The organism is Desulfonauticus autotrophicus (assembly GCF_055381725.1).
In genome coordinates, this window is record NZ_AP042395.1 from 324,254 (window position 1) to 345,078 (window position 20,825).

22 protein-coding genes and 1 pseudogene are annotated in these 20,825 nt (G+C 37.1%); 14 read left to right on the forward strand and 9 right to left on the reverse strand.

Going from position 1 to position 20,825, the window contains the following annotated elements; translation table 11 throughout:
- Nucleotides 1–2: 2 nt before the first annotated feature.
- Complete coding sequence (locus ACZ42F_RS01895; RefSeq protein ID WP_464279543.1) at nt 3–461, reverse strand: hypothetical protein; 459 nt, start codon at nt 459–461, stop codon at nt 3–5.
- Nucleotides 462–517: 56 nt separating this feature from the next.
- Here ACZ42F_RS01895 and ACZ42F_RS01900 point away from each other — a divergent pair, with 56 nt between their 5' ends.
- From ACZ42F_RS01900 to clpB, 4 genes are all read left to right on the forward strand, one after another.
- Nucleotides 518–1,621 carry an HD domain-containing protein gene (locus ACZ42F_RS01900; protein WP_464279544.1) on the forward strand — a complete coding sequence of 368 codons (1,104 nt, stop codon included), beginning with the start codon at nt 518–520 and terminating at the stop codon, nt 1,619–1,621.
- A 109-nt stretch (nt 1,622–1,730) separates the two neighbouring features.
- Complete coding sequence (locus ACZ42F_RS01905) at nt 1,731–2,666, forward strand: DnaJ C-terminal domain-containing protein (protein WP_029966110.1); 936 nt, start codon at nt 1,731–1,733, stop codon at nt 2,664–2,666.
- A gap of 12 nt (nt 2,667–2,678) precedes the next feature.
- Nucleotides 2,679–2,990 (forward strand): chaperone modulator CbpM, encoded by a 312-nt coding sequence (locus ACZ42F_RS01910; protein WP_029966113.1) that lies wholly within the window; start codon nt 2,679–2,681, stop codon nt 2,988–2,990.
- Between the two features lie 22 nt (nt 2,991–3,012).
- Nucleotides 3,013–5,616 (forward strand): ATP-dependent chaperone ClpB, encoded by a 2,604-nt coding sequence (gene clpB, locus ACZ42F_RS01915; protein WP_464279545.1) that lies wholly within the window; start codon nt 3,013–3,015, stop codon nt 5,614–5,616.
- A 24-nt stretch (nt 5,617–5,640) separates the two neighbouring features.
- On the opposite strand, the gene ACZ42F_RS01920 is transcribed toward clpB, so the two are convergent.
- A complete protein-coding gene (locus ACZ42F_RS01920; protein ID WP_029966126.1) occupies nt 5,641–6,057 on the reverse strand; it encodes a DUF4079 family protein in 417 nt (138 codons plus the stop codon).
- A 9-nt stretch (nt 6,058–6,066) separates the two neighbouring features.
- Nucleotides 6,067–6,540, reverse strand: a complete 474-nt coding sequence (locus ACZ42F_RS01925; protein ID WP_464279546.1) for a cytochrome P460 family protein — start codon at nt 6,538–6,540, stop codon at nt 6,067–6,069.
- A gap of 290 nt (nt 6,541–6,830) precedes the next feature.
- Here ACZ42F_RS01925 and ACZ42F_RS01930 point away from each other — a divergent pair, with 290 nt between their 5' ends.
- From ACZ42F_RS01930 to ACZ42F_RS01975, 10 genes are all read left to right on the forward strand, one after another.
- A complete protein-coding gene (locus tag ACZ42F_RS01930) occupies nt 6,831–7,148 on the forward strand; it encodes a hypothetical protein (protein ID WP_464279547.1) in 318 nt (105 codons plus the stop codon).
- Nucleotides 7,148–7,315 (forward strand): hypothetical protein, encoded by a 168-nt coding sequence (locus ACZ42F_RS01935; protein ID WP_464279548.1) that lies wholly within the window; start codon nt 7,148–7,150, stop codon nt 7,313–7,315. Before ACZ42F_RS01930 ends, ACZ42F_RS01935 begins: the two co-directional genes overlap by 1 nt.
- A gap of 62 nt (nt 7,316–7,377) precedes the next feature.
- Nucleotides 7,378–7,692 carry a hypothetical protein gene (locus ACZ42F_RS01940; protein ID WP_464279549.1) on the forward strand — a complete coding sequence of 105 codons (315 nt, stop codon included), beginning with the start codon at nt 7,378–7,380 and terminating at the stop codon, nt 7,690–7,692.
- Between the two features lie 12 nt (nt 7,693–7,704).
- Complete coding sequence (locus tag ACZ42F_RS01945) at nt 7,705–9,171, forward strand: SLC13 family permease (RefSeq protein ID WP_464279550.1); 1,467 nt, start codon at nt 7,705–7,707, stop codon at nt 9,169–9,171.
- A gap of 19 nt (nt 9,172–9,190) precedes the next feature.
- Nucleotides 9,191–10,567 (forward strand): LbetaH domain-containing protein, encoded by a 1,377-nt coding sequence (locus tag ACZ42F_RS01950; RefSeq protein WP_464279551.1) that lies wholly within the window; start codon nt 9,191–9,193, stop codon nt 10,565–10,567.
- A 31-nt stretch (nt 10,568–10,598) separates the two neighbouring features.
- Nucleotides 10,599–11,150: a CBS domain-containing protein gene (locus ACZ42F_RS01955; RefSeq protein WP_464279552.1), complete on the forward strand. Its 552-nt coding sequence runs from the start codon at nt 10,599–10,601 to the stop codon at nt 11,148–11,150.
- 14 nt (nt 11,151–11,164) lie between these two features.
- Complete coding sequence (locus tag ACZ42F_RS01960; protein WP_464279553.1) at nt 11,165–12,499, forward strand: ArsB/NhaD family transporter; 1,335 nt, start codon at nt 11,165–11,167, stop codon at nt 12,497–12,499.
- A 59-nt stretch (nt 12,500–12,558) separates the two neighbouring features.
- Nucleotides 12,559–14,016, forward strand: a complete 1,458-nt coding sequence (locus ACZ42F_RS01965) for an ATP-binding protein (RefSeq protein WP_464279554.1) — start codon at nt 12,559–12,561, stop codon at nt 14,014–14,016.
- A gap of 80 nt (nt 14,017–14,096) precedes the next feature.
- Nucleotides 14,097–14,531: a response regulator gene (locus ACZ42F_RS01970; RefSeq protein WP_464279555.1), complete on the forward strand. Its 435-nt coding sequence runs from the start codon at nt 14,097–14,099 to the stop codon at nt 14,529–14,531.
- Nucleotides 14,519–15,454 carry a sigma-54 interaction domain-containing protein gene (locus tag ACZ42F_RS01975; RefSeq protein ID WP_464279556.1) on the forward strand — a complete coding sequence of 312 codons (936 nt, stop codon included), beginning with the start codon at nt 14,519–14,521 and terminating at the stop codon, nt 15,452–15,454. Before ACZ42F_RS01970 ends, ACZ42F_RS01975 begins: the two co-directional genes overlap by 13 nt.
- Nucleotides 15,455–15,677: 223 nt before the next feature.
- Here the strand turns inward: ACZ42F_RS01975 and ACZ42F_RS01980 are convergent, their stop codons facing one another.
- The 6 genes and pseudogenes from ACZ42F_RS01980 to ACZ42F_RS02005 all read right to left on the reverse strand — a co-directional run bounded on the left by ACZ42F_RS01980 (nt 15,678) and on the right by ACZ42F_RS02005 (nt 20,823).
- Nucleotides 15,678–16,715: a PEP-utilizing enzyme gene (locus ACZ42F_RS01980; RefSeq protein WP_464280287.1), complete on the reverse strand. Its 1,038-nt coding sequence runs from the start codon at nt 16,713–16,715 to the stop codon at nt 15,678–15,680.
- A 45-nt stretch (nt 16,716–16,760) separates the two neighbouring features.
- Nucleotides 16,761–17,911 (reverse strand): annotated as a pseudogene (locus tag ACZ42F_RS01985) (PEP/pyruvate-binding domain-containing protein); the annotation flags it as partial.
- Between the two features lie 139 nt (nt 17,912–18,050).
- Complete coding sequence (locus ACZ42F_RS01990; protein ID WP_029965658.1) at nt 18,051–18,404, reverse strand: sulfite exporter TauE/SafE family protein; 354 nt, start codon at nt 18,402–18,404, stop codon at nt 18,051–18,053.
- Nucleotides 18,405–18,490: 86 nt separating this feature from the next.
- Nucleotides 18,491–19,198 (reverse strand): hypothetical protein, encoded by a 708-nt coding sequence (locus ACZ42F_RS01995; protein WP_464279557.1) that lies wholly within the window; start codon nt 19,196–19,198, stop codon nt 18,491–18,493.
- Nucleotide 19,199: 1 nt separating this feature from the next.
- Nucleotides 19,200–20,450 (reverse strand): sulfite exporter TauE/SafE family protein, encoded by a 1,251-nt coding sequence (locus ACZ42F_RS02000; protein WP_464279558.1) that lies wholly within the window; start codon nt 20,448–20,450, stop codon nt 19,200–19,202.
- Complete coding sequence (locus ACZ42F_RS02005; RefSeq protein ID WP_029965655.1) at nt 20,443–20,823, reverse strand: response regulator; 381 nt, start codon at nt 20,821–20,823, stop codon at nt 20,443–20,445. Before ACZ42F_RS02005 ends, ACZ42F_RS02000 begins: the two co-directional genes overlap by 8 nt.
- Between the last annotated feature and the right edge of the window lie 2 nt (nt 20,824–20,825).

Genomic DNA, 20,825 nt, shown 5'->3' on the forward strand with positions numbered 1-20,825 from the left:
TGCTATTTTATTGAGCTTTTTTTCAATTCTTGAATTTGCGGCGTTTCTCCAATAATCCAGGGAATTCTGGAAGAAGGAGTTTCTGCTTCTGTGGACTTTTCTTCAATATTTATTGGCTGAAAGGAGCGTAAAAATTCCCAGAAATCTCGCAAATCTTCTTTGGGAAAAGTGGGGAGTTTTAGAGGATTGGAGAAGTTTTCTTTATTTTTGCCTGTTAGAAGGGCTATTTTTAGATAGGGGTGGGTGACTACTATTTGTTGGAGAGAATTAAAGTCGTCCTGGGAGCTTAAAAATTCAGTATCTAGCAGCAAGAGAACGAATTGTTGAGAATTTAATAAACTAAGGGCACTGGAAAAGGATTGACTGGAAAAAGGTTGAAACTTTCTTAGGGCCAGTCTTTTACTTAAAGTCTCCAGAAAGTAAGGGTCTTTATCCAAGATTAACACATTGAGATTCTTCATAATTACCTCTATAGGAAATTTTAAAGAAGCTCTGGGTAAAAAGCAAGGTAAAAGAAATGCAGGTATTTTTAATCGGTGGCAGTGTCCGAGACAGGCTTTTACAAAGACCAGAAAAGGATAAGGATTTTGTAGTGTTGCAGGCTACAGAAGAGGAGTTTTTAGCCAGGTTTCCCCGGGCCAAAAAAGTGGGAAAAGGCAAAGCTGTTTTTTTGCTGGGAAGAGATGAATACACTTTAAGCGCCAGTGCTTCCATTGAAGAGGAGCTTGGGAAAAGGGATTTGACCATAAATGCCCTGGCCCTGGACCAGAAGAATAAACTTTATGCCCATCCTTTAGCCTTAAAAGATTTGGAAAATAAACTTCTTAGACCCATTGAGAAGAAGAATTTTTTTCAAGACCCGCTTAGAGTATACAGAAGTGCTAGGTTTTGGTCTGAACTTCCGGAGTTTAAACTGCACTCAACTCTCCTTTATATTTCCTGGTCTGTGCTAAAAAGTGAAAAGATAAAAACTCTTAGTGCTGAAAGGGTATGGGGAGAGCTGTTTAAGGCTTTGCAGGCTAAAAAACCAGGTAATTTTTTTCGTTTTTTAAATCTTATAGGTGGCTTTAACTTCTGGTTTGCACAACTTCAGGAAAGTGCCTTTATTCCAGCAGGACCTAAACAATATCATCCAGAAAGCGTGCTGGAACATACCCTGAACCTTATGGATGCCTTAGCTCCTGATTTTTGGGGGGCCTGGCTGGCCTTTTGTCATGACCTGGGAAAAGTTCTAACTCCTGCTGAGCTTCTTCCCCATCACTATGGTCACGAGGAAAAAGGAAGGACAGTTTTAAAAGATTTGGCTAAAAAATTACCCTTGCCCAAAAAAATGCTTAAATATGGAGCTATTGCCTGCAGGTATCACATGCTAGCTGGAAAGTATACCAGCTTAAGACCTGGAACCAGGGTAAAGTTGCTTTTGAGTTTACCTCAGGAAATCTTTGAGCCTTTTTTTAAATTGGTGCGTTTGGATCAGGGGATAGATTATTTGGAGCAAGCCTTACAGGACTTAAAAGTGATTCAAAGGGTAAAACTTCCTCCAGCCCATCAAAACTTGGGTTCCAGATCAGGGGCAATCTTGCACTCTCTTCGGGCCAAGGCCCTAAAAGACTTTTCTTAAAATCACTCAAAAATCGTGCCAAATATCTTGACTCTTTTTCTCCGGTCTTATTTTTTATCAGTTTATAACTTCTTTAAAATAAAGAATTTTTACAGGAGAATAAGAGGGTATGGAGTATAAGGATTATTATAAAATTTTGGGTGTGGACAAGGGTGCTTCTCAAGAGGAAATTGCCAGGGCCTATAAAAAGTTGGCAAAAAAGTATCATCCAGACTTAAACCCCAATAATAAAGAAGCAGAAGAGAAGTTTAAGGAGATAAATGAGGCTTATGAGGTCTTAAAAGACCCTGAAAAGAGAAAGCTCTATGACTCTTTAGGGCCCAACTGGCAACATGGGCAAAACTTTGAGCCACCTCCAGGTTTTGAAAACTTTCATTTTGAGTTTCGAAGTGGTGGTTCTGGTTTTGAAGACCTGGGTGGCTTTAGTGATTTTTTTGAGACCCTTTTTGGTGGCTTGGGTAGGCGTTCCAGGTCTTCCAGGCAGAGAAGTTATGGCTTTGATAATTTTTATTCAGCCAGAGGTCAGGACCAGGAGGCTATTTTAGAACTCTCTTTGGAGGAAGCTTTCCTGGGTGGAGAGAAGACCATTACTCTGGGACGAGGTTTGGAGCAAAGAACAGTAAAGGTAAATATTCCTGCAGGCATTAAAGATGGTGGCAAAATCAGGCTAAAGGGATTGGGAGAGCCAGGTCTTGGAGGTGGGCCTAGTGGAGATTTGTACTTAAAGGTAAAAATATTGCCTCATCCCTTATTTAAAGTAGAAGATAACAATATTCTTTATCGTTTACCTCTTGCTCCCTGGGAAGCAGTGTTGGGCACCAAGGTTAAAGTACCTACCTTGGCGGGAGAAGTGGAGTTAAAGGTTCCTAAGGGAGTTAGCAGTGGCCAAAAGCTTAGATTGCGAGGCAAAGGGCTAGGGCAAGGAGTAAATAAAGGGGATCAATTGGTGGAAATTGTCATTAAGACCCCTAAAAAGCTTAGTGCTCAAGAGGAGAGGTTGTGGAAAGAATTGGCCAGTATTTCCAGTTTTAATCCCAGAGCCTAGGAGGAAGCATTAATGGTTAACATAGAGATAAAGACCATATCTCAACCTTATCCAAGCAAAAAATTAAGCTGGCAAGAATTTGTATCCAGGACAGGCATCAACCCCTTGCGCCTGGAAGAACTTATAGAAATGGATTGGATTCGCTGTGAATGCGTGGGAGAGAATAACTATCTGTTCCCGGAAAGAGAAGTTTTAAGAGTGCAAAAACTACTTCGCCTCTGCCGAGACCTGGAGATTTCCACTCTGGCTGGAATGATTATTGTGGACTTGCTGGAGCGAATAGAAGACCTGGAAGAGAGGTTGAGAAAATTTTCAGTATTTTAAATTGAAAAACAAGGAGGAAATTATGGATATAAGCAAATTCACTCAAAAATCACAAGAAGCTATTGCTGAGGCCCAAAAGGAAGCAATTCGCTTTGGACATCAGCAAATAGATGCAGAGCACTTGTTTTATGCTCTACTTGGGCAAGAAGATGGCCTGGTTCCCAGGATTCTGGAAAGGGCAGGCTATGACCCGGAGGCTGTAAAAAACTCGTTAAAGTCTGAACTGGAGAAACTTCCAAGGGTTAGTGGCCCTGGAGTCCAACCCGGGCAGATTTATGTTACAGGCAGGGTGAACAACATCCTTTTGGCTGCTCAAGATTTAGCCAAAAAAATGCAAGACGAATATGTGAGTGTGGAGCACTTGTTGTTAGCCCTATTAGATGAGCCTCCAAGTACTGGAGTGGGCAGGGTTTGCAATACCTTTCGATTGGATAAGGATAAAGTATTAAGTGTGCTTACAGAGATAAGAGGACATCAACGGGTTACTTCTGATAATCCAGAAAGCACCTATGATGCCCTGAAAAAGTATGGTCGAGACCTGGTAGAAGAAGCACGCAAAGGTAAATTAGACCCGGTTATTGGAAGAGATAGCGAAATTAGGCGCTGTATTCGTATTCTATCCCGAAGGACCAAAAATAATCCTGTGCTCATTGGTGAAGCTGGCGTGGGTAAGACTGCTATTGTAGAAGGTATTGCCCAAAGGATTTTGAGAAAAGATGTTCCAGAAGGCCTTAAGGATAAGACCATTTTTGCCCTGGATATGGGAGCGCTTATTGCTGGAGCCAAGTTTAGAGGAGAGTTTGAAGAAAGGTTAAAGGCAGTACTCAAAGAGATTGAAGAGTCCAAGGGTAGAATTATTTTGTTTATTGATGAGATTCATACCATTGTGGGTGCAGGTAAAGCCGAAGGAGCCATGGATGCAGGCAACCTTTTAAAGCCCATGCTGGCTAGAGGAGAATTACACTGTATTGGCGCAACCACGATAGATGAATACAGAAAGTACATAGAAAAAGACCCTGCTTTAGAAAGGCGTTTTCAACCTGTGTTTGTGGACGAGCCTTCAGTAGAGGATACCATTTCTATCTTGCGAGGGTTAAAGGAGAGATTTGAGGTCCACCACGGTGTAAGAATAAGTGATAGTGCTTTGGTTGCTGCTGCTACCCTTTCCCATCGTTATATTACTGACCGTAACTTACCTGATAAGGCCATTGACCTTATTGATGAAGCTGCAGCTAAAATTAGAACGGAAATCGATTCCTTGCCTACAGAACTAGATGAAATCAATCGCAAAATTATGCAGCTGGAAATAGAGCAAGAGGCCTTGAAAAAAGAAAAGGATACTGCCTCTAAAGAACGCCTGGAAAAGATAGGTAAGGATTTAGCTGAGTTAAAGGAAAAACAGGCGAGTTTGCTGGCCCAATGGGAAAAAGAAAAAGAAGCCATTAACTCCTTAAGAAAACTAAAGGAAGAAATAGAAAAAACTCGTTTGGAAATAGAAGCAGCTGAAAGGGCCTATGATTTGAATAAAGCTGCTGAGCTTAGATATGGCAAACTAACTCAATTGGAAAAAGAGTTAAAGGAAAAGGAAGAGGCTTTAGCAAGTCAGGATGGCAAGACCTTGCTCAAGGAAGAAGTTGGGCCTGATGATATTGCAGAAATAGTCTCTAAATGGACAGGTATTCCTGTAACCAAACTTGTTGAGTCAGAAAGAGAAAAGTTGTTAAAATTAGCAGATGTCTTGCATCAAAGGGTAATAGGCCAGGACGAAGCTGTACGGGCTGTAGCAGATGCAGTTTTAAGGGCCAGATCTGGTTTAAAAGACCCCAGAAGACCCATTGGTTCTTTTCTCTTCCTAGGTCCTACTGGAGTGGGTAAGACAGAACTTTGTAAGACTCTGGCCAGGACCCTCTTTGATACAGAAGAAAACATGATTCGTATTGATATGTCAGAATATATGGAAAAACACACTGTAGCCAGGCTTATTGGTGCTCCTCCTGGATATGTGGGTTATGAAGAAGGCGGACAACTCACAGAAGCTGTACGCAGAAAACCCTATTCTGTGGTGCTCTTTGATGAGGTGGAAAAGGCCCATCCAGATGTTTTTAACATCTTATTACAAATTATGGACGATGGACGCCTTACTGATAGTCATGGTCGAATAGTAGATTTTAAAAATACGATTATTATTATGACCTCTAACCTGGGAGCCAATTATCTTTTAGAGGGTATTACTTCTAATGGAGAGTTGAAACCTGGAGTGGAAGAGCAGGTAATGTCTGTAGTGAAGTCCCACTTTAGACCTGAGTTTTTAAACCGGATTGATGAGATTGTGTTGTTTAAACCTTTACTCTTGGAAGAAATCAAGCAGATTATTGAACTCCTGTTAGATGAGCTAAGAGAAAGGCTAAAAGACAAGAAAATTACCCTGGAAATCACTCCTGAAGCCAAAGAGCTTATTGCTAGAGAGGCCTATGACCCGGTTTACGGAGCCAGACCTCTTAAAAGATACCTTATTCATCATGTGGAAACCAAGCTGGCTAAAGAGATTATTGCAGGTAGAGTGCAGGAAGGTGACCAGGTACTGGTCAGCTTAGAGCAAGGTGATTTGGTCATAGTTAAAAAATAACCAGAGGGGCTTTTGCCCCTTTGGTTAAAAAATAGCTAAAAGGTCCCAGCCTGTCTTTATTTGCCAGAGAGCTAACAACAAAATAAGTAAATTGTTAGCAGCATGTAAAAGAGGTAAAAATTTTCTTTTCTTTTTGTGAAAGTGCAAAATATAACCACTAATAAGGCCTACAATTAAAAGAAATAAAATCACTAATCCCACCTTGGCATGAGTGCCAGCCACAAATACCTTTCCCCAGAGTAGAAACAAAATAATACTTCCTCCAAAAGTACCTAAAAGCATAGCAATTAAGGCTATGCTCCCTACTAATACATGCCGTTTCCATAAAAAGGGAACAGGCTTTTGAAAGTGCAGGCTTTTTATCCTGTTTATACCCAAAAACAGGGCATAGAACCCAAAACAAATAGCCAAAAGCTGGAAAATAGGATGAAGGTAAATCATAATTCTTCCTTATTTAAATTGATGTAAGAATATGTAATCGTTATACTTATGTACTTGGTGACAGCCAATACATCCCTTTACCTTGCCCTCTTTGTCTATCTTACCCTGAGGTGAATACTTTACCCAAAACCAATCCCCGCTTTTGGGCGCATAGCCTTTAACTTTGTACATAACTGTAATTGCCTTGAGTTGCTTATCTTTACCATAATTTTCTTTAACCACAATGGTCCTATCCAAAACAAGAGCTTTTTTACTCTCTATTCCCCTGGAGTTTACAAATACCTTATGCAAAGGACCATGCGGGGCTTTGCCAGGCTGAAGCCCTTGATGATTGGGCCAAAAGCTCCAATTTTTATAGGGTGAGACCCTGGTTATGTATTGCCACAGAGCTTTTCCTTCAGGTGAGGGGAAGTCTTCTCCCAGGCCGACCTTAACGCTGCCAAGTAAAAATAGTATAAATAAAAACACTTGCCACTTTTTCATGTTTGACCTCCTTTTTTAATTACACTTTATGAAAAATACAGTTTGAAAAGTCAAGTTTTTGAAACGTTCTTTTTGTTTCAATTGTTTCAAAAAGTTTTATTTTGTTGTTTCTTTTTGTTTCTTATGGTTTTGCTGAATAGGGAGGTACTTCTATTAAATTATTGAAAACTATGTGTTTTTATTGTTTTGGCATGACTTTTGTTAGGGATTTGTGATTATTTTCTCAAGGTATACTGGTAATCCTGATGAGTATTTGTTTTTTTAGTAAAAATAAAAAATTATTCAAAGTTATGGAAAGTAAACTGGCCGGATATGGACCAGTAATGTTTTTCAGTGAAGTGTGGGATTTGCTGGAAAAAATAGAAAGCGGGTTAGAAATAAGGCTTTTAATTGTGGATTTTGTTTCAATAGCTCCAGAAGGTCCCAAGCTTGTAAACTTTGTGCACAGGTCTTTTCCTCATTTGCCCATCTTAATGTTAAGAGATGAAAACTATATTCAGTCTAACTTAGATTTTGTAAGAGAAAAACAATTGGCAGAACTAGAGTATCCTTTGGATTGCTCTAAATTAAAAATATTTGTAAGTAATTTATTGAAAAAGGAGGGATAATGAAAAATCTAAAAGTTAAAAAACTAGTTGTGCCTTTAGATGAGTTTTTAGTTGTGAACAAGGATACTTCCTTGTTGGAAGTGATTTTAAGCTTAAAAGAGAAAAAGAAAAAAATGCCAATTTTCACTCCACAGTATTTATCACTGATGATAGGGGAAAATTTATAGGAAAAATAAGTATTTTAGACATTTTGCGGGGAATTGAACCCAAGTACAAGGAGGTTTCAGATGTGGATTTGAGTAGATTTGGTTATAGTGAGGATTTTGTTCTTTCTATTTTAAAAAACTATGATTTATGGGCTCATCCTTTAGAAAATCTATGTCAAAATATTCCCAATATTTTGGCTAGCGAGGTGGCTAGAGATATAGATACTAATGAAACGGTGTCTACAGAAGATTCCCTGGATCTAGCTGTGCATAAGATGGTTATGAATAACTATACCTTACTTTTAGTAGAAGAGGATGGAAGCTTTGTTGGTGTTCTTAGATCTATTGATTTATTCTTCTTCATTTGTGAACAAGTAGAAAAATGTGATTTGAAATAAAGGGAGGTAACTATGACAACTTCTGTAGCAAATAGATACAAAGAAGAGATGAAAAGAGCCTTTTTTATTTTTTTGGGTATTTTTTTGTTTACAATAGTTTACTTAGCTCCACCTTTTCCTGATGCTGTAGATCCCTTTGGTAAGCATTTTGTCTTATCTAGAGAAGGAAAGGGTGCTTTAGCTATTTTCTTGTTAGCAGGTACCTGGTGGGTCTTTGAGGTTGTACCTATTGGCGTAACCAGTTTGGCTATTGGTGTGCTTCAGGCCATGTTTCTCATTCGTCCGGCAAAAGTAGCTTTTAAAGATTTTATGGATCCTTCAGTACTCTTTATCTTTGCTTCCTTGGTTATTGGTATGGTTTTTACCAAAACCGGGCTTACCAAAAGGCTTGCCTATAAAATGCTTATGCTAATCGGTGAGAAAACAAGTATGATTCTACTGGGAGTTTTTATTTTGACTTCTGCCATGACTCATGTGATGGCGCATACTGCAGTAGCAGCCACTATTTATCCTCTTTTAATTGCCATTTATGCCCTCTATGGAGAAGGCAATAAGCCAACTAAGTTTGGTAAAGCCCTATTTATGGGTATGGCTTATGTGGCAGGAGCAGGAAGTATTGTAACTTTACTTGGTGCAGCTAGAGGAGCTGTTGCTCTGGGATTTTTTAAGGAAATAATGAATAAGGATGTTACCTTTTTTGAAGTTACTTACTATATGTTTCCCATAGGCTGGCTTATGACCTTCTTGCTGTGGTTATTTTTCTTGGTGTTTTTAAAACCAGAAAAGGATAGAATTCCTGGTTTAAGAGAAAAAGCAAAAGAGCTAAATTCCAAACTGGGCAAAATCACTACCCAAGAAATCATTGCCGGTCTTACTGTTCTAGCTGTTATTATTGTTATGTCTTTGCGCTCTTTTATTCCTGAGTTAAAGGCTATAGACAAAACAGCTATTATCTTGCTTTCCACTATCATGTTTTTTATCTTAAAAATCTTAGACCTTAAAGACTTAGAAGAAATTCCCTGGAATATTATTTTACTTTTTGCTGGAGCTATGAGTATAGGTTTTTGTTTGTGGGAAACAGGGGCAGCCAAGTGGCTGGCTATTCATTGGCTTAGTTTCTTTCAGGATTCTCACTGGTTTGTTTTTGTTATGGCCATTGCTTTCTTTGTAATGATGATGACCAACTTTATTATGAATGTTGCTGCGATTGCTATCTCTTTGCCTGTAGCTTTGGTTATTGCTCCTTATTTAAATGTGGCAGGTGAAGTAATTCTCTTTTCTTCTCTGGTGACAGCAGGAATGCCCTTTTTGTTTTTAGTTGGTGCTGCTCCCAATGCTATTGCTTATGATTCCAAGCAATTTACTACAGGTGAATTTTTCTTATATGGAATACCAGCTAGTATTTTACTTATGGTAGTAGTTGGAATTGCTGTTTATTTTATCTGGCCTATTATGGGGATGTCTGTAACTTTAAATTAATATAGTTGGGAGATTGGTTATGAAAAAGTATATAAATTTAAAAAAGGCTATATTTAAAAATATTGGATATCTTTTGGATAAAAGAGAGGTTTTACATTCTTTAGAGGAATATGTTTCTAAGATAAAATTTATTTCTGATTATGCCGTATATGGTGTTGCCTTTCCAGAGATAAACTTAGGATTTCAAGCAAAGAATTCTTGTCTTTCTGGAAGTTATTTTTTGGGAAAAATTGAAGTGCTAAATTCCATTATTATTAATTCTGACTTAAGAGGTGATGAATTAAAAAGAGCTGGAGATGTATACCAAAAAGGTGAGCTAGAGGTTCCCCTTTGTCAGGATGAAAAACTTCTGGTACAGGATAGCTTGTTTGTAGATACTTTAGTGCATAATTGTTCGCATGATTTGGAAAATCTGGAAGTGCTTTTAATTAAAAATACTATTTCCTTAAATTGGGCGAATATTCATGGTACCAGTACCAGGTTTTCTTTGATTTTACCTTTGGCTACTGTGGATTTAAGTATAGTGTCAAGAAGTGTAGTGGGTGAGTTTTCCTATGTGCAGGGGGACTTGCAAGGAGAGATTGTTGAACCTGGGACTATTTTAATTAAGGGAGCGGAGTTTTTATTCAAGTATAGGCATGGTGATAATCTAAAACATTATGTTTGTTTTGCTGAAAATTCTTTAAAAGGAGAAATTATAGACTTCTTAGAAGGAAAACGAGAAGCTTTTAAGAATGTATTTAATACTATACCTGAAGAAAAAAGTATAGCGCAAGGTAGCTTTGCTTCTCCTTATGCTGTGTATAAAGGTAAAGTAGAGGTTGGAGAAAATGTGTTAATTTCTCAAAAGGCCTATTTGGAAGATGTGTTCTTAGGCAAAGGAGCCAATGCTCAAGAAAATTGTTATATTATAAATTCTTACTTATCTGGATATAATGTTAGTGCACACGGCTCAAAGATTATCAATACTTTCTTAGAAGAAAATGTTTTTGTAGGTTTTAATTCATACCTTAAAGCAAAAGATAAGTATGGTTTAAAAATTGGTAAAGGCTCTGTAGTGATGCCTCATACCATAATTGATGTGGATAAAGAGCTGGAAATTCCAGCAGGTACTGTAGTTTGGGGAATAATTAGAGGAAAGTCTGATTTAACAGAAAATTCTCTTTCTCTAGAAGAATTCAAAAAGATAAAAGGTAAATATTCTTTAGGTAATTTGGAGTTTGAAGGTGATGGAGAAAGGTTTATTTCTGCCTTTGCTCATCGTATTGAACATATCTTAGAAGCAAATGGTGCTTTTTTTGATGGAAAAAAGGTAGAGGGCATGCTCAAAATACTCAAAAAACTTCTTTTCATCTCCTTTCTTCCTATACAAAAGGAGATTACAAAGGAATTATGAGCGATATTAATTTATCATAATAGGAGGGATTATGTTAGTATCAAATTTGATGAGGAAACATCTGGTTCTTTCTACGCCAGAATGTAGTTTTAAGACCTTATTATGCAAGATGGGAAGACTTTCACCACGGCAAATTTATGTGGTGGAAGATGATTTGAAATTAAAGGGAATCATTACTGGTTATGACCTGTTAAAAGTAGTGCTGCCAGAATACATGGACTCCAATCTTTTAAAATCCATTCAAGAACCAGAGATTGATGATTATTTGCGTAAATGTATAAACAAAGTGGCAGATAAAAAAGCCAGGGATATGATGATTACGGAGTTTGTTTTTTTGAAATCAACCGACCATGTTATGGAAGCAGAGTCTTTGATTGTGGAAAAAGGCATAAATGCCTTGCCAGTACTGGATGAAAATGGTCGTTTACTGGGAGAAGTAAATAGAAGGGATATTTTAGAGTATATGGCAAGTATTTGTGATTATTGCCAGCAAAAGCACTTTGAAATAGTTGACCTGGAAGTTATTCAAAAAAATGGTGATTACCATAGTTGTTTTTTGCGTTTGCTAGGAGAAGACGAATAAAGGAGGATAGATAGATGTTTTGGACAGCGACTCTGATATTTCTCATTTCGTATGCGGTAATTGTATCTGAAAAGGTACACAAGACCAAGGTAGCCATGTTTGGTGCAGCTCTGGTTTTGATTTGCAAGATTTTACTCCAGCATGAAGCTTTTCACGATATAGAACTGGGAGTGGACTGGAACGTTATCTTTTTGCTCATTTCCATGATGATAATCATTAATGTCATGACCAAGACTGGAGTTTTTCAGTACGTAGCCATTAAATCCGCCAAGATGGCCAAGGGAGAGCCCTTTAAGATAATGGCCATATTTGCGGTAATTACGGCCATAGGTTCAGCCTTTTTGGACAATGTAACCACTGTATTGCTTTTAGCCCCAGTAACCTTGCTTATTGCTGAGCAGTTAGAAGTGGACCCTGTGCCCTACTTAATCACTGAGGCCCTGGCTTCCAATATAGGTGGTACTGCTACTTTGATAGGTGACCCACCCAACATTATGATTGCTTCTAAAGCTGGCCTAAATTTTATGGACTTTATTATTCATCTTACCCCGGCTATTATTGTTATTTTTCTTATTTGGCTTGCTATCTGGAAGTTTATTTTTGGCAAGAGACTTCACGTTACAGAAGAAAATAAGGCCAAAATAATGGCTATGAATGAAAATGAACTCATCACCAATCCTTTATTGCTAAAAAAATCTCTGGTAGTTTTAAGTCTGACCATTCTGGGTTTTATGTTGCATGGGGTTTTTCACTATGAGCCAGCCACAGTAGCTTTAATGGGCGCAGCTGCCTTGCTTTTAATTTCTGGTGAACATCCCCATGAAATTCTGGCTGAAGTGGAATGGCCAACTATTTTCTTTTTCATAGGCCTGTTTATCATCATAGGTGGTACAGTAAAGGTCGGTCTTATTGAACTTATGTCTGTGAAAATGATTGACATCACCAATCCCCAACCAGATAACATGTTCACTTTATCCATGGTTATGGTCTGGTTTTCTGCTATAGCCTCAGCCATAGTGGATAATATTCCCTTTGTAGCCACCATGAACCCCTTGTTAATTGAAATGGTGCATAAGGTTTATAATCTAACAGATCCTGCTACCATGGAACACATTCAACATGGAGCCATGATGCCTGTGTGGTGGTCTTTGGCCTTAGGAGCCTGTCTGGGGGGAAATGGCTCTCCCATTGGAGCTTCTGCCAACGTAATTGTAGTGGGTATGAGTGAAAAGGCAGGTTATCCCATTACCTTTGTCCGTTTCTTAAAATACGGCGTGCCTGTAACCATACTTACTGTAGCCCTAGCAATGCTTTATATCTATCTTAGATATTATGTGTTAGGTATATAAAGTAATTTTAACTTAGGGGTAAAAGGATTTAACCTTTTACCCCTAAAATTTATATATTTATGGAACATATTGCTCTTAGAACCAAAATTTTGATTGTTATTTTATCGATTGTTTTTACTTCTCTTTTGTTTTCTATAATTTCTATATTTCTTGTATACAATATAAACAAGTCTGTTGAGGAGTTGCGAGATAGGGCAGTTGATGAAGCTATTTTTGCCAGTGAGCTGGAAAATCAATTGTTTCTACAAAAAGGTCTAGTTACTTATTTTTTGACTACTAAAGATAAAAAATGGCTAGAAGACCTAGATAACTACAATAATAAATTCTTTGAACTTTTACACCAAATTAGAATTAAGTCTAAAAATGATTTGCATATTAATTATGTATCTTTAATAGAAAGAAAATATAGCGAATATAATTTTTTAAGAAATAGAATAATAATTCTTTATAAAAATAACAACTTAGAAGAGGGTAAGATTTTACACTCAGAAGCAAGAAAAAAGTTTGATGAGCTTGCTAACTTGTGTGAAAAGTATAAGCAAGCAACCAAGCAAGAGTTGGACTTATATTTTAAAAATATTCATAGAAAAGCCTTTTATGCTAAAATTTCCATAATTTCTTCTTTATCTTTGTGTGTTTTCCTTTCTTTGTTGATTGCTTATTATGTTTTTTACAAGATTTTAGTTCCTTTACGCTCTTTAGTGTGGAATACTGAGGTTTATCCTGCCAATCACAGATTTGAGGATGAAATCAAAATTCTTTCGGAGAGGATGAACACCTTGGTGAAAAAGTTTGACCTTGCTCGCAGTAAGTTGGAAGAAAGTAAGGAACAACTACAAGAGACCAAGAATTTGGTTTTATTGGGTAAATTAGCTGCAGGTATTGCCCACTCTATTAGGACTCCTTTAACTTCAGTAAAGATGAGAATATTTGCTTTGAAAAAATCTTTGACTTTAGAAAAAGAGCAAGAAGAAGATTTTGAAGTTATTACGGAAGAGATAAGACATATAGACAACATAGTAAGTAATTTTCTAGAATTCTCTAGAAGACCCAAGCCAAGATTAGAGCCTCTTAAGATTGAAGAAGTTGTTTCCTCTGCAATAAAGACTCTTTCTTATCGTTTTAATTTGTATCAAATAAAGGTAAATGTAGACATTGAAGAAAATTTACCTTTGCTCAACCTAGATAAGGAACAAATACAGGAGTGTTTAACTAATATTTTAAATAACTGTTGTGAAGCTTTAGAAGAAAAAGGTGGAAATATAGAGGTTATAGTAGAAAAGGGAGTTATTGAACCGGTAGGCAAAGTGGTAAAGATTGAAATTCAAGATAATGGACCTGGTATACCTATAAACTTGTTAAATAAAATTTTTGAACCTTTTTTTACTACCAAAGACCAGGGTACAGGATTAGGTCTTAGTATAAGTAAGCGAATAATAGAGGAGCATGGAGGTTGGTTGACTGTAAAGAGCACAGTGGGTGTGGGAACAATTTTTACCATAATTTTACCAGCTTAGGATATTATTGTCATGAGTTCCAAGATTCTTATTGTTGATGATGATAAGCAACTTAGAAAAAGTTTTCCCGCCTGTTATCTTTGGAAGGATATGAGGTAGAGAGTTTGGGTAGTGCAGAAGAAGCTCTTGATTATTTGGCTAATACAGAAGTGGATTTGGTGGTTTTGGATTACAAATTACCGAAAATGGATGGTCTAAGTTGTCTTAAGACACTTAAAAGACTTTATCCTGAGCTGCCTGTTATTATTATGACTGCCTATGGCACCAGTCATACTGCCATTGAGGCTATGAAAATAGGGGCTTTAGATTATGTATTAAAACCTTTTGAAGTAGATGAGTTTTTGTTTTTAATTAAAAGAGCGTTAAAAAATATTGCTGCTAAAGAAAAAATAAATACAGTTGATTCTCTTCCTGTGTCTAAGGGAGAAATCCTAATTGGCAAATCTAGGGCCATGCAAGAGGTCTATAAAAGCATTGGTAAGATTTCTTTACCCAGGCCAATGTGCTTATTTTAGGAGAGACAGGAACAGGTAAGGAGTTGGTAGCTAAAGCTATCCATCAATATAGTGAGAGAGCAAGCAAACCTTTTGTTGTTGTCAATTGTGTAGCTATACCAGAGACCCTTTTAGAAAGTGAACTTTTTGGCTATGAAAAAGGAGCTTTTACTGGAGCTAATAAAGTAAAGAAAGGCAAGGTAGAGTTAGCTCAAGGAGGTACTTTGTTTTTAGATGAAATAGGAGATATGCCCCTTGCCATTCAAAGTAAACTTTTACGTTTATTGGAAGCCAAAAGTATAGAACGGTTGGGCTCTAGTACTACCTTTTCTGTAGATGTGCGGATAATAGCTGCTACAAACAGGGACCTACAAGAAAGGGTGAAAACAGGAGATTTTAGGGAAGATCTCTATTATCGCTTGCAGGTCTTAACTCTTTATCTACCTCCTCTAAGAGAGCGCAAAGGGGATATTCCCCTTTTACTTGGTCATTATCTCCAGAAATGTAGTGAAGAACTAAAGATAGAAAAACCTTCTTTAAGCAAAGAGGCTTTGGATGTTTTAGAAAATTATAGTTGGCCAGGAAATGTGCGAGAGCTTAGAAATACCGTTACTAAACTTCTTATCCAGAGCAGTTCTAGAGTAATAGGAAGAGAAGAAGTAGAGAAGGTTCTTTTCACCGAGAGACCATCTTGCTTAGCCAAGCCAGAAGAGCTTCCAGCTTGGGCCTTAGCTATTTTAGAAAATCCAGAAATAGTAAATAAGTGGCAGGTTTTGACTGATTGTTTTCAAGTATCTGTGCTTAAATACTGCTTGGAAAAGTTTCAAGGCAATAAGTCACAGGTAGCTAGGTGTTTGGGGATTACCAGACCCACCATTTTAAATAAATTGAAAAATTTAGAACAATTACATTCTTTTTTGGAAAAGAATAAGACTACCAATTGAAGTTTTTCATTTTAGTTTTTTAAGATCAGAGAAATGTCCTTTTTTATTTTTTTTCTATAGTAATCTACCTGTTTTGAGTTGTTCATAATTATATCTAATTGTCTGGTATGGATTATAAGATAACCTAAGATTTTTAATCTTTTTACTATAGGCTTTACTTCATACCTATCTAATCTTGCATCTAATTTATCTTCTATAATTTCTACCTCAAAGTTATATTCCTTTAATATTTTTCCAATAAAGATAGCCCTTTTTTCCTGCGTTCTAGGTCAGTAGCTCCTCCTTTAAATTGGAAACGAATAAAATTATCTTTAGTCCTTTCTCCAGCCAAAGTTTCTATGCCTGTGAAGTGAAAACCAAATCTAGACTGTAAATGACAGAAATCTTTACTAATCATAAAGTAATTTTTTTGAGAATAACTGGAAGCAACCAGGGGTTCTAAATCAGGGTTAAGGGTAGATTGAAAAATAAGGCTAGCCAATCCCTTGCCATCAGGTACAGGGGGGCCTTCCCAAGGAATGGCTGTAATGCCATGCCATATGGCCAGCATGGGGATAGATCTGATGTTGTCCAGAGTCACATATTTTCCTTTTACAGGTTTTTTAAATCCATCTCCCAGATTTAAAACCCACCACTGCATGGGCACACTGGTCTTTAATTGTTTGGCCAGAGTGCCAGTAAAGTCTTTGGCCTGGGAAGTGGAAAACATTTCTTGCACGGCCTTTTCATGAATAAAACGAGTAAGATCATGCAAGGTCTTGCAACCAGAAGGTTTAAAGTTGCTTTTTTGGGGAGAAAGTAAATTTAGAGGAGTTATAAAGGTATTGATTTTTTTTAGAGTTTTAAAAACAGGGCCTTCCAAATTAACTTGAGGCGGCTTCCATTGGTATTTTTGGGCAATTTCTGGGTTTATTCCAGCCAGAATACTTTTGAGCTGGGCTATTAAGGTTATTTCCTGTCCACTTTCCAGAGATGAAAAGGCTTTTTTAACTCCTACTAGGGCAGGAAGATTAAACTCTCTGGCCACATTGGCCAAGTGTCCATTGACACTTCCAAATTCAGCAATAAGCCCAGCTGCTTGAGGTAAAACCAAAGCCCACTTGGGAGAGGCTTCTTTGACCACTAAAATGGCCTGGGGAGGAAAGGTCCAAAGATCTGCATCTTTTTGGGCTTTGTAAACTTTGCCCATGGCTACTCCTGGGCTGGCCACTTCTCCTCCTTCCAAAAGCACCTGTAACTTGCTGGTTTTAATTTTTTCCAACTCTTCTTCAGTAAAGGAAGTATTGCTGGTAGAAAGGGGACGGCTTTGTAAAATATAAAGTTGATTTTGGGAAAGCGTCCACTCAATGTCTTGAGGGTAGTGGTAATAACTTTCTATTTTTTTGGATTCTTGAGCTAAGAAAATAACTTGTTGAGCAGAAAGAGAAGGCTGGTTTTGTAGAGAAGGGGAAATTTTACTTTTTTCAATTCCCCTTTCCTTTAAAAAATAACCCCTTGTTTTACTGCCAATTTTTTTTCTATAATTACAAAGCGTTCTTTATCTTTTTTTACTTTAAAAACATCGTTTTCAATTATTCCTTCTACAATTGCCTTGGCCAAGCCATAGCAACTGCTTATAATGATTTCATCGCTTAAATTGATGGGATTAGCAGAGTAAACAACTCCAGAGACCTCTCCGGCAATCATTTCCAAAACTCCAACACACATCATTACATCTTCATCTTTTAATCCCATCTTCAGTCTATAAATAATGGCGTGAGGGTTGTACTTACTGGCAACTACTTCCTTATAGGCCTGAATGATTTCTTCCTTAGATACATTTAACTTGCTGGTGTATTGTCCAGCAAAGGAAAGATGAGCTAAATCTTCTCCCAGGGCACTGCTTCTTACAGAGACCTTTAAATCTTTTTTATTTAGTTTTTGTTGCATGGTCTCAAAAGCAGTTAAAATATTTTGCTCCAGTTCAGAAGGCAAGGAAGTAGATATAATTAGCTCTTTTATTTTGCTTGCCTGGTGAAAAATAGACTCCAGGTCATTGGGGTCTATTTCTGTTAATAAAATCCTTATTCTATCCTTTAGACTAGCTTGCTCCATAAAGAGCTGATAAGCATATTTAGTAATGGCAAAACCGTAAGGTACTTTTATGTTAAGTTTTTTATACAGTTCTCCAAGATTAGCTACCTTTGAACCTACTTTGTCTTGTAAATCTATATCTATATCTTCCAAAAAAATTATTTGTTCACCTTTTGCTGGATGCTCATCAAAGGAAATATGAGTTTCAATATTTTTAACTATTTCTTCAAAATAGATGTATAAATCTTTATATTTGTTATTAGAAAGAATATTTAAACTTTCTATCATTTTATATATTGTAGTTACTAAAGATATGCAGCGAGAACGAATATAATTTAGGCTTATAGGAATGTTTTCAGATAAAGCTCTCTCTAGTTCGGACATTATTTGGAGAGCCTGATTGTTATAAGTTAGAATGGATTTGAATATTTTGTAGTTTTGGTAAGCAAAGTTTTCATCTACAACTTTTTCTTTTTTTCTTTAAAAAATAAATTTTTAATAAATTTTAACATATGTTAGTGTTTTACTTTTTAAAAAATAAATAAATTGCGAGTCCTAACAGGACAAAGGCAAATATTTTTTTAAACATTTGCGTATCCACGTTTTCCAGAAGCCTTGCCCCCACTTGAGCTCCAATTATGCCGCCTATGCCCAGCAGGAAGCCCAGTTTGTAATTTACATTACTTAATTTTTGGTGAGCTAGTAAGGCAGAGATGGAAATAACCAAAATGGCTAAAAAAGAAGTCCCCACAGCTTGTTGGGCTTGATAGCCCAGGTAAATTAGCAAAGGCACCATTAAAAAACCACCCCCAAGCCCGGTAAAACTGGCAGCAATTCCCACCAGGATGCCTAAAAGAATAAATTTTAATTCATTCATGTTTCATTTCCTTCTCAAGTAAAAAGTTGGCTTGGGGCAAAGAGACTTTCTTTACCCCAAGCCAAAGAGAGTGGGAAGAGAAGAGGTTAATGTTCTACTTTTGCACCTTTTTTCATTACTAAACCAAATCCTTCAAAGAGATAGAATATTCCTAATCCAAACCATAAGGTATAAATCACATAAAAGACAAGAGCAAAGGTAAGTATACCTGCTTTGTTGGCCACTTTTTCAGGAACAATTCCCAAAAAGTTGTAGGCCAATTCCACTCCTCTTTTTTGCACTGAGTCTACCAAGTCTGCTTCTTTAACCTTTTTGTCCAGTTTTAGCTCAGTATTTATACCTTTGAGTAAGGACCAGTAAACAAAGAAAAGCTTTTTGGCTGGAACCCCATAGGTTTGTTCTAAGCTGGTGGTTTCGTTGTTGTAAAGAAGTTTTCCTTCCTCAATTATTCTATCTAAAAATTTATAGAGATTTACACTAAAAGTAAGCTCATTTCCATTTTGACGGATGTTTTCTGTATGAAAAGATAGTATTTTAGTAGTATCATTAATGATGTTTTCTTCTAGATTCAAAGTAAATTGATAGTTTGTATTAAAATTTAAAGTAATATTTTTCTTCTTTAAATCGTCGAAATAGTAAGAAGAACCTTTAGCCAGAGAATTGAATAAGTCATCTGCCTTGTCCAGGGCGCTTTTACCTCCAAATTTTGGTAAAAACATGACATAAAGAACTATAAAAAAGGCGACTAGCGTAATTAAACCTAGCCAGAAGTGCTTTTTATCTTTAATTAGCATCTTAAGCCTCCTCTCTTAACTGATTTAAATTGCCTACAAACTTACCTATAACCCAAAAGGCAAAGATACCTAGAATAACAAAAAAGAGATAATTTCCTATTTCTGCCAGAAGTTTAGCTGTTTGAGGATTTATACTGATAACCTTCATGTCGCCTAACTTTCCAGGTAGAGCCATTAGGCGGTTGGCAAAACCAGCTAAGATAGCAGTGGCATAAAAGCCTCTGATATAAATACCTTTTACTACTTTGGTGGTAAGGGCTCCAATTTGAATTCCCAATAAAGAGCCCAAAAGCATACCCATGGCCAAGGTATAGAAGATATAACCGTAAATGGCGTATTGGGAAATGGAAGCAAAACCAGCTGTAAAGATTATTTGTAAGATATCTGTACCCACTGTGGTGAAAGAAGAGACGCCAAGTACATAGACAAACATGGGAAAGGTTAAAAAGCCACCACCTACACCCATAATAGCAGCGACAAAACCTACAATAGCACCGCAGATAGCTACAAACCAAAAGGATATTTTCTTGCCTCCAGGCACTAAATCTTCGTCAAAGGTAATCATGGGTGGTAAGTTAAATTTTTGCAGTTTATGGGGAAGACCTTCTTTCCCTTCTTGCTCACTAGAAGAACTAGAAACTTCTACCGGAGCCTTTTTACTTTTCATAAAATCCATTAGGGCATAAATACCTAGAAATCCCAGTAAAAATACATAGATAAGGCTGATAAAAGCATCACTCATAACAGGACTAAACTCGTAAATAACCCGATTTAAGACTCCACCCACAATTACTCCGCCAAAGGAACCAACCAAAAAGGCAATGGCTAGTTTGACAGAAACATTTCCTAGTTTTTTGTGGACTACAGTGCCCATAATGGCTTTAGCAAAGATGTGAAATAAGTCTGTCCCTACTGCCAGAATTCCCTTTATGCCAGCACTCATAAGGGCCGGGGTGATAACAAAACCTCCACCAGCGCCAATACAACCAGTAATTAGACCTGCACAAAGGCCTATGGCTATGGAGACCAAGAAGATATTCAAAGAATAAAAAGCAGGAGCATAGGCTTTTTTACCACCCAAAATTAAAGGTAAGTCATCTGCAAAGGCAATTCCACCAATAATAATGGGAATTAAAAGTAGTCCTAAAATGAAGAGCCGTTTTTTGCTAGACAGGATGTTTTTAGCCATTCTTAGTTCCCACCTAGCTTGATAAGTGGAAGCCATTAGTAATAGGTTATAAAGTTTACGCATCCTTTCCTCCTTTTTTAGGTATATTTTTTTCTATACACTCAAGTAGTTCTTCCAGTTCACAGGGTTTTAAAAGGTAATCACAGGCACCCAAAGCCAGACCTTTTCTGGCAGCATCTTCAGAACCATGACCTGACAGCATGACCACAGAAAGGTTGGGCACCATTTTTTTTATAATGTTCAAAACTTCTAAGCCATCCATATCTTCCATTTTGAGGTCCAAAATTACTAAATCAAAATCTTCTTTTCTAAGCAGACGAATAGCTTCCTCTCCACTGTAAGCTCTGCTTACACTAAATCCTCTTTTGGTAAGCCTTTTGGTTAAAATTTCCACAAAGGCCTTTTCATCATCTACTAATAAGATTTTGGCTTTCATTT